Here is a 14,323-nt window from a genome sequence, read left to right as displayed (position 1 = left end):
AATATCTCGGCCGACGCACCTACATTTTCTTTTCTTTGGGGCGTACCGTGGACATAAGTCGTGCGCCATGCTTCTGACGGGAGCCGTGGCGCGTTTTTATTCCTTCACACTCAGAAAAGAAGATGGATATACGTGTCGTATAAAAACGTTGCGGGCATTGCCCTGTCCTTTATCGGCCTGCTTGTTGGAGCAGGCTTCGCTACGGGCCAGGAAGTTGTCCAGTATTTCACGTCCTTTGGAATCAACGGAATCTGGGGCATTGTGGTTGCCGGCCTTGTTATGACACTGGCCGGAACGGTGTTCCTTCAGCTGGGCAGCTACTTCCATGCCAGTGAACACAATCAGGTGTTCCGGAACATTACCCACCCGATCATCTCGCGCATTCTCGACGTTGCCGTAATTCTTACTCTCTTCGCGGTGGGCTTCGTCATGTTGGCTGGCGCGGGTTCCAACATGCAGCAGCAATTTGGCTGGCCAGCGTGGATCGGCTCACTGCTAATGCTCGTCCTCGTCCTGGTGACCGGCATGATGGACGTGGACAAGGTCTCCCGTGTCATCGGCCTGCTGACCCCGTCGATCATCATTGCGGTGCTGTTTGTGGGCGTCTACACCTTGATGCACATGCCGGAGAACGTCTCCGCTGCCATCGACGCCTCCGCTGCCATCGAATCGCCGATTCCGAACTGGCTGGTGTCCGCGCTCAACTACAACGGCCTAGCCCTCATTCTGGCCGTGTCAATGTCACTGGTCATCGGCGGCGATAACATTAGTCCGCGCGAAGCCGGGTGGGGCGGCATCGTAGGTGGCGCGGTCTATGCCGTGCTCATGGGTATCGCCGGCTTCTCCTTGCTCATGAACGCGGAGGCCGTTGGAGATTCTGACATCCCGATGCTCACCTTGGTCGATGGGATTCACCCGACTCTCGGCCTCATCATGGCCGTCATCATCTACCTGATGATCTTTAACACGGCTATCGGCATGTTCTATGCGCTGGGCAAGCGCCTATCGTCCGGCAACGAGTCGAAGTACCACATCATTTTTATCGCCGGCTGCCTTGCCGGTTTCGCGGTATCCTTCGCTGGCTTCAAGGCGCTCATGCAGTATGTCTATCCAGTACTGGGGTACATGGGAATCGTCCTCGTGGCCATTCTGGTCTTTGGGTGGCTGCGTTCCTTGGGCCAGATTAAGGACGAAGGCCTGCGTCGTGAGCGCATTCGCGCGCTGCTGCACCTCAAGCTGCACCCGGATGAGGCCTACGATGCCGAGCGCTACGACGACGAGATTGGTCAGCAGATTGCGGACTCCAACATGGATGATGAAGCGTTGTACGAGGATCTTGTCACGGAGGTCGTAGACGAGTTGCACGGTGACGATGACGTGGACTTCGACAAAGAGAAGTGGGAGGAAAGCCGCAATGACCACACCTACTACACCGAGCGCGACGGCGTGGAGCAAGATCGCAGCGAGGAAGAAATCAAGGAGTGGGTCGAGGAGACCGGTGCCGTCGGCGACCCCGCTGAGGACGAGCCTGTAGAGGGCCGCCCCGCTCAGAATTAGTGGAGCAGCAGCTTTGCCGTTAGTGCAATCATGACGCAGCCGATGACGATGTTAACGATGCGCCACGTCGCCGGCTTCGCAAGCACGTTGGAGAGCTTGTAGGCACCAAAGCCGAGGGAGGGGAACCAGACGGCACTGGCGAGTACGGCACCGGCGGCGAAGATCCAGCGCTGCTCGCCGTATTGGTTGGCAATGCCGCCGAGCATGACCAGTGCATCAACATAGGCCAGGGGATTAAGCCACGTCAGCGCCATTGCCGCCATGACTGGTTTAACCCAGGATTTAGAGCGCACGCGAGGGCGAATCTTCGTCAGAACCGAGCTATACGGCGCATCGCTCTTGCCGCCGTTGGCGTCGACCGACGCGGCGACGGGTTCGGTTTTCTCGACGACAAGCGCCTCTTGCTCCTTCTTAAAGGCATCGCGGAAGCACGTGAAGCCAAAGTAAATGAGGTAGGCCGCGCCGAGGTACTTCACCACGGTCAGCGCGGTGGGGAAGCGCTCCACCAGAAAGCCCACACCAGCGGTGCCGGCGTTGATCAGGACGACGTCGGACAGCAAACAAGCAAGCAGAATCGCACCGACATGATCGCGTTTGATGCCCATCTTGATGATGTAGGCGTTCTGCGGTCCAATGGCGATGATGAGGGAGAGTCCCAGCGCAAATCCTGCGAGCAATACTGACATGGCATCCAGTGTGCGGAAGATTGCACATGAAGTCCAGTTAAGTGTTCTACAGCTGGTTTAAAATAGCTTCATGAACCCACTGCATACTGAAACTTTGCTGGCCATCGTCGATGAGGGCTCCTTCGAGGCGGCCGCAAGCGTGTTGGGAATCACTCCTTCTGCCGTGAGTCAGCGCATCAAAGCGCTGGAGATTTCGACCGGACGCATCCTGCTGCGCCGAGGAAATCCCGTCACTGTGACTGAAGCCGGCGAGATCGTCGCCCAGGCTGCGCGGCGTATGGCTCTCGTCCAAGCGGAGGCTGATGCCCGCCTTACTGAACGCCTATCCCGCGTGCCGCTGACCGTAGCTATCAATTCCGATTCGCTGGCTACCTGGTTTCGGCCAGTGATCCAACGCACTGCGGAGAGGGGCGAGGCGGCCCTGCGCATCCGCATTGAGGATGAGGCCCGCACGTTGGCCATGTTGCGCCGCGGCGACGTGCTGGGCGCGGTCACACGCGAGCAAACCCCGGTCTCCGGGTGCGAATCTACGTACCTGGGCACCATGCGCTACTTTGCCGTCGCTGCACCAAGCCTGGCGGAGGGTTTCGAAGACTGGGATACCCTGCCCATCGTGGGCTTCGGTCCGAACGATGCCACCTTGGACGACGCCATGCGCGAGCGTTTCATCGACTCCCACGTCCTGCGCGCACGGGTCTCACAGATCCCCTCGTCCGAGTCATATGTCGAGGCAGTGCGCTTTGGTTTGGGATGGGGCCTGGTGCCGCGGTTGCAGGCGCAGCCTCTGTTGGACGCGGGGGAGCTGGTGCTTCTCGACGATTTCCCGCTCGACATCGACCTCTATTGGCAGCGATGGCGCCTCGAATCTGAGGTGCTAGCCGACCTCACCGGTGACGTCCTTGCCGCTGGCCGGGCAGTTTTAGCTACACGCCGCGCCGATCAGGATGCACCATAAGGACCGTGCACTGGCTTAAGTTGGAGGCATGAGCGATAAGACTCCTGATAAAGCAACCGACATCGACGATGACATCCCTACCTACAACTCTGGCGCTAACTCCGTAAAGGCGAGCAAGCGCGACGCGGCGGAGACCGCCACTGACACCACCGCTAGCACCACCACTGACGCAGTGGCTGATACGGCTGCTGCTGAGGAGCCGAAGAAGAGCCGCCTCTTCCAGCGTGCTGGCCGCGCTGAGCCGACGGTTATTAAGCCAAAGCCAGCGGACGCCGCCTCGACCGACCCTGCACCTACGGCTGATCCTGCTGCTGAGGCCAAGACCGAAACCTTTGAGAGTGCCTCTCGTGACACTCGCGACTCCCTGTCTTTTGATAGCTCCGCTGCAGATACTGAGACCTCCGCTTTTCCGCGAGCAGAAGCCACTGCAGAGCCTTCAGCTGAGACGTACGATGACGTGCCCAGTACCGTCGCTGTGGCTGACCCGGCTATCGAGTCCGATTCAGAGACCAAGGTGACCGCGGAGGAGCCTCAGCGAGCTCGCCGCGGCACCATCGACTTCGGCCTGCTCTTCGTGCGCTTGGCGTTGGGTATATACCTGCTCGTCGCCGGTGCGTCTACCTTCTTCAAGCTGGGCGGCAATGAGGGCCTGTCGGGTCTTGAGAACGAGTACGGCGAGTACACCATGGCGGCTGCCTTGGCCATCGGTGTGCCGACCGTCCAGCTCATCGCCGGTGCCTTCCTGCTGCTTGGTTTGGTTACCCCACTGGCCGCGATGTTCGGCCTGATTGTGACCGGTTTCGAGGCCATCCACGGACTCAACACCTCGGGTGATGGCCTCGATATCTTTGCGTGGGACGAAAGCGTTTGGCTGGGCCTCGTGCTGTTTGCCATCGCGGTCGCTTTGCAGTTTACCGGCCCGGGGTTCATCTCCTTGGACTTCAACCGATCCTGGACCCGCCGCCCGCTGGCCACGTCCTGGATTTTCGTTGTTATTGGCGTCGCGGCACTCGTCGCTATCTGGTGGTTCGGAACTGGAGTTAATCCGCTGAGTTAAGCGCCCTCTTGTTATTTTCCATTTCGTAAAGTAAGTTGATTTCCGGATTGGAAAACAACGCGGTGGAAGCCGCGAAAGGGGAGTCTTCGTCATGGCGGATCAGGATGTCCGGGAAGCGCTCGCATTTGCGGAAGAGCAACACGCGGCCGCGGCCAAGCGGCCGCCCGTTTGGTTGACTCTGCTTGCGGCGGTGGCCTACGGAGCTTGGTTTGCCTATATGTGGATCAAGGATGATGTCCACCCGCTCGTCCTCGTGGGTGGGCTTCTGCTTGTTCTCGGTCTTTTGATAGGTCTGGCTGTGTTTTACCGCTCGGGGGTTCGGGATTCGATGCGCCAGAAGGTGGATCCTCATGCTTCCCGTAGCGTTACGTGGCGCTACTACGCAGGATTAGGATTTTTGTTTTTACCGGCGCTCTTCAATCCCTTCGTTGAAGGTCACCTCGTTGCCTCGTGCATCGCGGGTGTGCTGTGCGCCATGGCGGTCTTTTGGACGCTACACACCGGTGCGCTGGACAGGATGCCGCGATGAGTGGCCTCGACCCTGTTATTCACCCGCTCAACCGCTTCAAAATCTGTGCCACGCTCAATGCCTTCGGAGCCACGCAGGGCGGGGAGGTAAACCGAGAGATGAAGTTCGCCAAGTTACGTGACCGCACGGAGCTTTCCGATGCCTCCCTGTCCAAGCAACTCGGAGCTCTGGAAAAAGCCGGCTACGTGACTCGCTTCCGCGAGTACGGCACCAGCCGCGCCAAGGACTCGGTGTGGGTGGCCTTGACGGCAGAAGGCAAGCGAGCCTTCGACGGTCACCTAGCAGCGCTCAAGGCTCTAGCCGAGGGCTGAGATCTGAATCGTGCTAATGAATGAGGTGCCCAAGTTGCCAGAGTTTTCCCTCGCGCGGCAATGACGGCGCATAACTTTGGCAGGTAGGGCAGTGTGCACCCCGAATCTGCGCTTGGCTTAGCTGGTAGGAGTCGCAGCGAGTGCAGCATGAGGTTCGTCTGCTTGGGTTTCCTTAACCTTGAGGCAGATGGCGTAGAGCGCCCACGCCAGCAGTGCGAGCCACACGAAGTCATCGACCAGGAATTTCTGATAGAGCGGCATTGTGTGAACATCGATGGCATCGCCGAACCACCATTTGGCTGGGACGGTGACGAGCATCCCTACCCAGGCAACGAGAACTGCCAACAGGCTGCCGACCACCCAGGTGGACCGGCGCCAAGTCCACGCGCGGTACATCATCACCGGCACGATGAGGGAGAGCCAGACCCAGTGGTGCGACCACGAGACGGGGGAGATGAGCAGCATGACGGTGGCGGTGGTGAGGTGGGCGTCGACAAGCAGCCCCTGCTTTACCTGCGCCACAATGAGTGCTGAGCCAACACCGATGACCGCGAGCGCTGCGACCAGCCACAGCACGTTGATGAGTGTGCCGTGATTGTCCATGGCCTCCTGTGACGTAAAGAGGCGCTGGATGACGCCTTTGAGGGAGGAATTGGACTGATAGGCCGTGCCCACGCCGAAGTCCCCACCGGAGCCCATGTCGAGCAGCTTTGACGTGAAGAATTCTACGAAGGCATCCCAGCGGTAGGCAGCGGCTAGCAACGTGGCGACAACCGCGGAGATGAAAGCAGTAAGAATCGGCTTCCACTCGCGGCGCAGCAAAAAGTACAGCAGCATGGCCAGCGGCGTAATTTTGATGGCCGCTGCACAACCGATGAGCCAGCCTTGGGGCAGCCAACGCTTGCGCGGCACGAGGTCAAAAACAACCAACGCCATGATGACGATATTGATCTGGGCAAAGCCATTGTTGAGGCGAATGGGCTCGAAGAACATCGTGGCCGCCCAGACCAGCGCCACAACCGGCAGTAGAGGCTTTACTTTCAGCGCGCGGAAGATGGCGTATAGGCAGGCCAGCACGAGGGCGTCCGAGAGGACGATCATGATGTTGCCCGCCATATCATCGCTCATCCAGTCAAAGGCCGTGAGAGGCACCATGACGAGCGCGCCGAAGGGTGGGTAGATAAAAGGGAGCGCTAGATCACCGGCGTACATGGGCTCCGAATAGACCGAGCGGCCCTCCATAAAGGCGCGCACGCCCTCGCGGTAAATGATCATGTCCACTGGGAAGTCCGTGTGGAGGACGTGGCGGATGACGCCGACCAGGCCCACGATGAGCCCGGCGGCGGTCAGGAGTGTGCGCCTTGCGGCGTTAGTGGCGAATTTCATCGCCACATACTCTAATTGACGTGAATATCCACCACGCGCACCGCACCACGATCCGCTGACGTGGCCATGTTGGCATAGGCGCGCAGAGCCTTGGTGACTGGGCGGTTGCGGTCCTTTGGTGTCCAGGGCTTCTCACGCTGCTCTTCGGCGGCGCGGCGGCGCGCGAGTACGTCCTCATCCACGTCCAAGGTGAGCTGGCGCTCGCGGATGTTGATGGTGATGGGGTCGCCATTTTCCACCAAGCCAATGAGACCGCCATGCGCAGCTTCGGGGGAAATGTGGCCGATGGAGAGGCCAGAGGTGCCTCCGGAGAAGCGGCCATCCGTAATCAAGGCGCAGGCCTTGCCTAACCCGGAGCCCTTGAGGAAGGATGTCGGGTGGAGCATCTCCTGCATGCCGGGGCCACCCGCGGGGCCCTCGTAGCGGATGACGATGACATCGCCCGGCTGTACTTCCTTCTTCAGGATGATGGAGACGGCTTCTTCCTGGGACTCGACAACGCGTGCCGGGCCCGTGAAGGTCCAGAGGTCTTCTTCGACGCCGGCTGCCTTGACGATGGCCCCGTTGGGTGCCAAGTTGCCGCGCAGTACGACGAGGCCGCCATCAGAGGAGAAGGCATGCTCGGCATCGTGGATGCAGCCATTAACTGTATCCGTGTCGAGTTCATCCCAGCGGTTGGATTGGGAGAAGGGCTCGGTCGTTCGCACGCCGCCAGGGGCGGCCAGGAAGAGCTCGCGGGCAGCGTCGGTAGCCTTGCCACCGCGGATATCCCAGTCGTCGAGCCATTCCTCGGCGTTGTCATAGAGAGCCGTATGTACCTTGAGGTTGAGGTGGCCAGCGCGGCGCAGCTCGCCCAAGATGGCGGGGATACCGCCGGCGCGGTGTACGTCCTCGATGTGGTACGTGCCGTTGGGGGCCACCTTGGACAGGCAGGGCACGCGGTAGGAGATGTCGTTGATGTCCTCGAGAGTGAAGTCCACCTCGCCCTCCTGCGCCGCAGCGAGGGTGTGGAGGATGGTGTTGGTGGAACCACCCATGGCCATATCAAGGGCCATGGCGTTGGTGAAGGCCTCCTTGGTGGCGATGGAGCGTGGGAGGACGGAGTCGTCCTCCTCGCCGTAGTAGCGCTGGCACATGTCAACAATGGTGTGGCCCGCCTGTTCAAAGAGGCGACGGCGGAAGGCGTGGGTGGCCAGGGTGGTGCCGTTGCCGGGCAGTGCCAAGCCGAGCGCCTCGGTGAGGCAGTTCATGGAGTTGGCAGTGAACATGCCGGAGCAGGAACCACAGGTGGGGCAGGCGGATTCCTCCACCTGGGCCAGTCCCTCATCGGAGACGGCCTCGCTGGCCGACGCCGTGATGGCCGTAATCAGATCTGTCGGTGCATGCGCCACGCCATCGACGACGACGGCTTTGCCGGCCTCCATCGGGCCGCCGGAGACGAAGATGGTGGGGATGTTGAGACGCAGCGCAGCGTTGAGCATGCCCGGGGTGATCTTGTCGCAGTTGGAGATACACACGAGGGCGTCGGCAGTATGCGCGTTAGCCATGTATTCGATGGAATCGGAGATAATCTCTCGCGAGGGCAGGGAATAGAGCATGCCGCTGTGGCCCATGGCAATGCCATCGTCAACGGCGATGGTGTTGAACTCCTTGGGCACGCCACCCGCTTCGCGCACGGCGTCGGCCACAATGTCACCAACGTTCTTCAGGTGGACGTGGCCGGGCACGAACTGAGTATAGGAGTTGGCAATGGCGACGATCGGCTTGCCAAAATCGGTGTCCTTGGTGCCGGTGGCTCGCCAGAGAGCGCGGGCACCAGATGCCTGGCGGCCAACGGTGGTGACCTTAGAGCGCAGCGGGTACATAGTTATTCCTTCAGTTCGGGGTGTGCTTCGAGGTAGTCGGCGTATTCCTCCTTAGTGAGGAGGACTTGCTGGCCGTCGCGGTGGACAATGACGACTTTGTCGTCGGCGGCGTTGCGTCCCGCGGTGAGAGCATCGGGGATACGGCCCTGGGACGCCTTGGCCAAACGCGGCAGCGAGTTAAAGGTCACGCCGGGGAGGTTGAGATTCTCGCCATCGGTTGTCCGGGCATAGGCACGCGAACGCTGGAAGCCGATTCCTGCGAAGTCCTTCCACGCGATGTCCTTGGGGCCGCGGAAACCGTACCTGATGTGGAGGCCGTGAGAATCCACCGTGGTGCGCGAGCGTAGGACCCACCAGAAACCAAGTATGGGGAAAATGAGAATCCAGAACAGGTACTTTGGTGCCCAGCCGATGCTCAGCAGCGCGATGGCGGCGAGTAACCCAATGCCGAGGAGGTGTTCGCGGGTGGGCTTAAAGGTTTCGGCCGGGGAGTGGTCGGCGCGGGAAGATGCGTTCTGCGGGTGTGAGGACGTCATAGTGGGTCATCGTAATTGACAGTGTGGTGCTGTGGCGAACCGCCCCACCTGTGAAATCCCGCAAAATGAGAAAACGATCCCAAAAATGGGGGTAATTGCCTGCGGTGGCTTTTCTATCAGTGTATAGTTTGTCGCATGATCATTATTCGACTTCACCTCGTAGTACCCGGGCGGCGCGAGCCGTAACGAGTCCACAGTGACGTCGACCTGCAGCGCCCCCGCCACCTTCACACCCAGAAGGACAGACGGGGGCGTTAGTTATAGGCAATGGTCTCTCCGATATCCACCCCATAGAAGGAGCACACCTACCGTGACAGCTTCCACTCCGCCACATCAGGCGCCCGAGCGCATCACGGGCGCACACACCATCGTTCGCACACTTGAAGACCTTGGCACGGAACTCGTGTTTGGTATTCCGGGCGGCGCCGTGCTTCCGCTCTATGACGCGCTCTTCGAATCGACGAAGCTGCGCCACGTGCTTACCCGCCACGAGCAAGGCGCTGGCCACGCAGCCGAGGGCTATGCTCAGGCCTCCGGAAAGGTGGGCGTCATGATTGCCACCTCGGGCCCAGGTGCTACCAACTTGGTGACGCCGCTTGCCGACGCCAACCTGGACTCCGTCCCCGTCGTTGCGATTACCGGTCAGGTAGGTAGCTCGTTGCTGGGAACCGATGCTTTCCAGGAAGCCGATATCCGCGGTGTGACGATGCCGATTACGAAGCACAACTTCATCGTCACCGATGCGGCCGACATCCCGGCGGCCATTTCAGCTGCCTTCCATCTGGCCTCGACTGGGCGCCCTGGCCCGGTTTTGGTGGACATCCCCAAGGACGTCCAAAATGCCTATATGGAATACACAGGTCCACAAATGATGGACCTGCCGGGGTACAAGCCCACCACGACGCCGCACCCACGCCAGATTTCGCAGGCGGTGAAGCGAATCGCCCGCGCGAAGAAGCCAGTGCTCTACATTGGCGGAGGCGTTATTAAGGCCGGTGCCTCCCGCGAGCTGCGCGAGTTTGCTGAGCTGACCGGAATTCCCGTGGTCACCACCCTCATGGCCCTAGGTTCCTTCCCAGATTCACACCCGCTGCACATGGGTATGCCGGGTATGCACGGAACCGTGCCGGCAGTAGCGGCGCTCCAGCGCTCCGACCTCATTATCGCTATCGGTGCGCGCTTCGATGACCGCGTTACTGGTGATACGGAGACGTTTGCTCCGCATGCTGAGGTGATTCACGCTGACATCGATCCTGCCGAGGTAGGCAAGATCCGGGAGGTGTCCATTCCGATCGTGGGCGATGCCCGCGAGGTGCTGCTTAGCCTGACTAAGGCCTATAACAATGACAGTGAGATTTCTGCACCGCAGATTGATGCGTGGATGGAGTACCTCACTGACATGCAGCGCCGCTTCCCATGCGGTTTCGAGCCGACGCCAGATGGGCTGCTCAACCCGCAACAGGTTATTGCCAAGCTTAGTGAGATTGTCGGGCCGGAGGCCATCTACTGTGCCGGCGTGGGCCAGCACCAGATGTGGTCCGCACAGTTCTTGGATTTCGAGCACCCACGGAGCTGGATTAACTCTGGCGGTGCCGGAACCATGGGTTATGCCGTGCCGGCAGCGCTGGGCGCGAAGGCGGCCTTGCCTGAGCGGGAAGTCTGGGCCATTGACGGTGACGGTTGCTTCCAGATGACCAACCAGGAGCTCACCACCGCAGCGGTCGAAGGTTTCCCCATCAAGGTGGCGGTTATTAACAACGGAAACTTGGGCATGGTGCGCCAGTGGCAGACGCTGTTCTATGACAACAAGTACTCCCACACCAAGCTGCGCGAGCGCGATGAATACGTGCCCGATTTTGTGAAGCTGGGTGAGGCTCTGGGGTGCGTGGCGATTCGCGTCACCACCGAAGAGGAGATCGCGCCCGCCATCGAGTGTGCCCGCCAGATTAATGACCGTCCGGTAGTCATAGACTTCATCGTGGGCCAGGATGCTCAGGTGTGGCCGATGATTGGTGGTGGTGCCTCGAACGAGGAAATCCAGTACGCGTTGGGCCTGCGCCCACTATTTGATGAAAACGAGTCCGCGGCCGAGGAACCGGCCGAGATCCACGAATCCCTCGAGGAGGCCTAAGCACAATGGCGAAAGACGACATCACCCGCCACACACTGTCCGTACTGGTCGAGGATATCGAGGGCATCATCTCCCGCGTGACCGGTATGTTTACCCGCCGCGGCTACAACCTTATCTCCCTGGTTTCTGCCAAGACGGAGACCGAAGGGATTAACCGCCTCACCATCGTGGTGGATGCCTCGGAGGTGGTCACCGAACAGGTGACGAAGCAGCTCAACAAGATTGTGCCCGTCCTCAAGGTTGTGGAGCTGGAGGAGGAGAGCACGATTGCGCGCAGCATCATGCTGGTGAAGGTTACTGCGGACAACGAGAATCGCCCCCAGGTGGTCGACGCGGTCAACATCTTCCGCGCCCGCATCGTGGACGTAGCTCCGGAATCCGTGGTCATTGAAGCAACCGGTACGCCTGGCAAGCTACGCGCGCTTCTCGACGTCCTCGAGCCCTTCGGCATCCGCGAGCTGGTGCAGTCTGGCCACGTGGCGCTGGCCCGTGGCCCGAAGGCAATGGCGCCATCTAAATAACAAATCTCACAATATGGACACAGCGTCCTACAATGTGATACAACTTCACTAGAGCGATGTCCTACACAAGTATCAGTAAAGGAACACAGAATCATGGCTATTGAAACTCTCTACGACGACGACGCCGACCTGTCCATCATTCAGGGCCGCAAGGTGGCCGTCATTGGCTACGGCTCCCAGGGCCACGCCCACGCGATGAACCTGCGCGATTCCGGTGTTGAGGTTGCCATCGGTCTGCGCGAAGGCTCCAAGTCCCGCGCAAAGGCAGAAGAAGCTGGCTTCACGGTTCTCACCAACGCCGAGGCTGCCAAGTGGGCCGATGTCATCATGCTCTTGGCTCCCGATACCTCCCAGGCATCCATCTTCACCAACGACATCGAGCCGAACCTGGAGGAGGGCAATGCCCTGTTCTTCGGCCATGGCCTCAACATTCACTTCGGCCTGATCAAGCCAGCTGAGAACATCACCATCGGTATGGTCGCTCCGAAGGGGCCAGGCCACTTGGTCCGACGCCAATTCGTCGACGGCAAGGGCGTTCCTTGCCTCATCGCTACCGAGCAGGACCCGAAGGGTGAGGGTCGTGAGCTGACCCTGTCCTACGCGGCCGCTATCGGTGGCGCTCGTGCCGGTGTCATTCCGACCACCTTCAAGGACGAGACTGAGACCGACCTGTTCGGTGAGCAGGCAGTCCTGTGTGGTGGTGTGGAGTACCTCATCATGAACGGTTTCGAGGTCCTCACCGAGGCCGGCTACGAGCCGGAGATGGCCTACTTCGAGGTTTGCCACGAGCTGAAGCTCATCGTTGACCTCATCGTTGAGGGCGGCATCCAGAACATGAACTACTCCTGCTCTGATACCGCTGAGTTTGGTGGCTACCTCTCCGGCCCGCGCGTTATCGATGAGTCCGTTAAGGAGCGCATGAAGGACGTCCTGACCGACATTCAAGATGGCACCTTCGTCAAGCGCCTCGTCGCCAACGTGGAAGGTGGCAACAAGGAGCTTGAGGAGTTGCGCGAGAAGGTAAACAACCACCCGATCGAAAAGACCGGCTCCCAGCTGCGCGACCTCATGAGCTGGGTAAAGAATCCTTTGAACGATACGGTCTAAATTTCCCTGCTAGGGGCGCCGCTTTCCTCCGCGCCCCGGTCGACGATCCCACATGGATCACACAAAAAGTTCCCCCGGCTATTTCGGCCGGGGGATTGCTTGCGTTTTGTGGGTTATGCGAGCTCGGTCTCGGCCCAGTCCGCGGCGGCGCGCGCGCCCTCGAATAGGGCGTGAAGGAAGTTGATTGCGGTTCCGCCTTCATCGTCGACTTCCATGCATTCATCGATGAGGTTGGCGATTGCCTGAGCTGCGTTATGGTCGATTTCGTAGCCGTAACGGCTCATTTCCTCGGCCATGACCTGAATGATGGATTCGGTTTCAGGGTAGGTGTCCAGGGTCATTGTGGGGTTCCTTTCTCCCGGTCTCTTTTGCTTACACCTTAAGTATACCAAAATAGGGGAAAGTGTCAACACCACATTACACAATTTATTCACCAATTGCGTGAAGCGGGACCGCTGCCGACTTAAGCTCTGAACCGATCGCCGAGCTAATCGCCCCGGCTACCCGCTCCCGCGCGCCCTCAACCACATGCGTATAAACCGCCAGCGTTGTCGCCGCCGATGAATGTCCCAATACCTGCGCCACGTCCTGAATCGGAACACCCGCCGTAATCAACTGTGACGCGAAATAATGCCGCAGCGCGTGAAAGTGAACATTCGGCGCCCCTACCGCTTCCGCAACCCGGCGAACTTTTACCGCCGCGCGCGAATGAATGATCGGCCGCCCGGTCGCGGAGATGAAAAGATACTCATTTCCTTCCCGCCCGTCGGTATGCCGATGAAGTAGCGCGGTAACGCCCGCGGCGATTGGAATATCTCGGCGACTCCCGGTGGTCTTAAGCTCTACGCGGCGGCGTGGTTCCTCTTTCCCGAGCTGCTTCCTGATTCGGATAATTCCGGCCTCATAGTCGATTTCGGAAACCAAAAGGCCGGCCAGCTCCGATATTCGCGCGCCCGTGAACGCGGCGAGCGTTAGCATGTCTGCAAGTACTGGATCGGGCCGTAAATGATTGGTGCGCGGCTTGCCGCCCTTCCGCTTCACTTCCGTGTACTTGACCCCGCCGGCGCGTAGTCCTTTGGCCACGGCATGAATCTGCGCGGCGGTGGGAATGAGGTCCGGCTCGAGGGCGTCATTTCGTTTCGGAAGGACAACGGGGTTGCGCGGAATCATTCCTTCCGCAACTGCCCACTTCATCGCGGAATTAAGATGCCTCATGGCATTGCGCGCGGTGGTTTCGCTTACTCCGCGGTCTTTGCGGTCTATCCATGTCCGCCCGGTGCGTAGTTGCGCCCCCCACTTTTGAACGTCCGCTGCGGTGAGCTCATGGGCTTTATAGTCTGCGATTGGTGGAAGATTCTTATTGAGGGTGTATTCGTACTGGATGAGGCTCGCTGAGCGCAGCGGCCGGTGGTAAAGCCATTGCGTGAAAACGTCTTTAACGGTGAGCTTTTGCATCTCACTAGGCAGATAGTTCCCGCGGGCGGCGGCGCTGATTTGGTCCGCCTCCCACTGGACCGCCTCGCCGCGGGTATCGAAACTTTTAGAGTGCTGTTTCCCGCCGGGGTCGCGCCAGCGCGCGATCCATCGTTCTTTTCCTTTGGGCGATAGGCGTTTGTGGACGCTCATGTGTTATAGTCCTTTGTGGGTTCTTTGCTCTTTTGCTTACACTTTTGGGCGGTTCC

The 14,323-nt window shown here is 59.8% G+C and carries 14 protein-coding genes; 8 read left to right on the top strand and 6 right to left on the bottom strand.

Annotated elements, in window-relative coordinates; all coding sequences use genetic code 11:
• Positions 1-132: 132 nt before the first annotated feature.
• Positions 133-1,557: a hypothetical protein gene (locus I6J72_RS05690; RefSeq protein ID WP_204100255.1), complete on the top strand. Its 1,425-nt coding sequence runs from the start codon at positions 133-135 to the stop codon at positions 1,555-1,557.
• Here I6J72_RS05690 and I6J72_RS05685 read toward each other — a convergent pair.
• Positions 1,554-2,243 (bottom strand): LysE/ArgO family amino acid transporter, encoded by a 690-nt coding sequence (locus I6J72_RS05685; RefSeq protein ID WP_204100254.1) that lies wholly within the window; start codon positions 2,241-2,243, stop codon positions 1,554-1,556. The two genes, I6J72_RS05690 and I6J72_RS05685, sit on opposite strands and share 4 nt — an antisense overlap.
• Before the next feature lie 70 nt (positions 2,244-2,313).
• On the opposite strand from I6J72_RS05685, the gene I6J72_RS05680 reads away from it, so the two are divergent.
• The 4 genes from I6J72_RS05680 to I6J72_RS05665 all read left to right on the top strand — a co-directional run bounded on the left by I6J72_RS05680 (position 2,314) and on the right by I6J72_RS05665 (position 5,095).
• Positions 2,314-3,198, top strand: coding sequence for a LysR family transcriptional regulator ArgP (locus I6J72_RS05680; RefSeq protein WP_204100253.1), 885 nt, complete (start codon positions 2,314-2,316; stop codon positions 3,196-3,198).
• Positions 3,199-3,226: 28 nt separating this feature from the next.
• Positions 3,227-4,255 carry a DoxX family membrane protein gene (locus tag I6J72_RS05675; RefSeq protein WP_204100252.1) on the top strand — a complete coding sequence of 343 codons (1,029 nt, stop codon included), beginning with the start codon at positions 3,227-3,229 and terminating at the stop codon, positions 4,253-4,255.
• A 91-nt stretch (positions 4,256-4,346) separates the two neighbouring features.
• Positions 4,347-4,784: a hypothetical protein gene (locus tag I6J72_RS05670; protein ID WP_204100251.1), complete on the top strand. Its 438-nt coding sequence runs from the start codon at positions 4,347-4,349 to the stop codon at positions 4,782-4,784.
• On the top strand, positions 4,781-5,095 hold the full coding sequence (locus I6J72_RS05665) for a transcriptional regulator (RefSeq protein ID WP_204100250.1): 315 nt from the start codon (positions 4,781-4,783) through the stop codon (positions 5,093-5,095). Before I6J72_RS05670 ends, I6J72_RS05665 begins: the two co-directional genes overlap by 4 nt.
• A gap of 117 nt (positions 5,096-5,212) precedes the next feature.
• On the opposite strand, the gene I6J72_RS05660 is transcribed toward I6J72_RS05665, so the two are convergent.
• Genes I6J72_RS05660 through I6J72_RS05650 form a run of 3 tightly spaced genes read right to left on the bottom strand, consistent with a single transcriptional unit; the run spans position 5,213 to position 8,882 of the window.
• Positions 5,213-6,481, bottom strand: coding sequence for a glycosyltransferase 87 family protein (locus I6J72_RS05660; RefSeq protein WP_204100249.1), 1,269 nt, complete (start codon positions 6,479-6,481; stop codon positions 5,213-5,215).
• Between the two features lie 11 nt (positions 6,482-6,492).
• Positions 6,493-8,346: a dihydroxy-acid dehydratase gene (gene ilvD / locus I6J72_RS05655; RefSeq protein WP_204100248.1), complete on the bottom strand. Its 1,854-nt coding sequence runs from the start codon at positions 8,344-8,346 to the stop codon at positions 6,493-6,495.
• Between the two features lie 2 nt (positions 8,347-8,348).
• A complete protein-coding gene (locus tag I6J72_RS05650) occupies positions 8,349-8,882 on the bottom strand; it encodes a PH domain-containing protein (protein WP_204100247.1) in 534 nt (177 codons plus the stop codon).
• Between the two features lie 310 nt (positions 8,883-9,192).
• Between I6J72_RS05650 and I6J72_RS05645 the strand changes: the two genes are divergently transcribed.
• The 3 genes from I6J72_RS05645 (at position 9,193) to ilvC (ending at position 12,641) form a co-directional block, all read left to right on the top strand.
• Positions 9,193-11,013, top strand: a complete 1,821-nt coding sequence (locus I6J72_RS05645; protein ID WP_204100246.1) for an acetolactate synthase large subunit — start codon at positions 9,193-9,195, stop codon at positions 11,011-11,013.
• 5 nt (positions 11,014-11,018) lie between these two features.
• Complete coding sequence (ilvN, locus tag I6J72_RS05640; RefSeq protein WP_204100245.1) at positions 11,019-11,534, top strand: acetolactate synthase small subunit; 516 nt, start codon at positions 11,019-11,021, stop codon at positions 11,532-11,534.
• Positions 11,535-11,627: 93 nt separating this feature from the next.
• The gene (gene ilvC, locus I6J72_RS05635; RefSeq protein WP_204100242.1) at positions 11,628-12,641 is read left to right on the top strand and encodes a ketol-acid reductoisomerase; all 1,014 of its coding nucleotides are present in this window, start codon (positions 11,628-11,630) and stop codon (positions 12,639-12,641) included.
• Positions 12,642-12,754: 113 nt separating this feature from the next.
• Here the strand turns inward: ilvC and I6J72_RS05630 are convergent, their stop codons facing one another.
• Together I6J72_RS05630 and I6J72_RS05625 are read right to left on the bottom strand one after the other, a co-directional pair.
• On the bottom strand, positions 12,755-12,982 hold the full coding sequence (locus I6J72_RS05630; protein WP_204100240.1) for a hypothetical protein: 228 nt from the start codon (positions 12,980-12,982) through the stop codon (positions 12,755-12,757).
• An 85-nt stretch (positions 12,983-13,067) separates the two neighbouring features.
• A complete protein-coding gene (locus tag I6J72_RS05625) occupies positions 13,068-14,267 on the bottom strand; it encodes a site-specific integrase (RefSeq protein WP_204100238.1) in 1,200 nt (399 codons plus the stop codon).
• Positions 14,268-14,323: the final 56 nt, after the last annotated feature.

Origin of the sequence: Corynebacterium sp. FDAARGOS 1242, assembly GCF_016889985.1 — a bacterium.
Taxonomy (GTDB): Bacteria; Actinomycetota; Actinomycetes; order Mycobacteriales; family Mycobacteriaceae; genus Corynebacterium; species Corynebacterium minutissimum_B.
The sequence above is the reverse complement of the archived record's forward strand: the minus strand, read 5'-3'. Positions and strand labels throughout refer to the sequence as shown.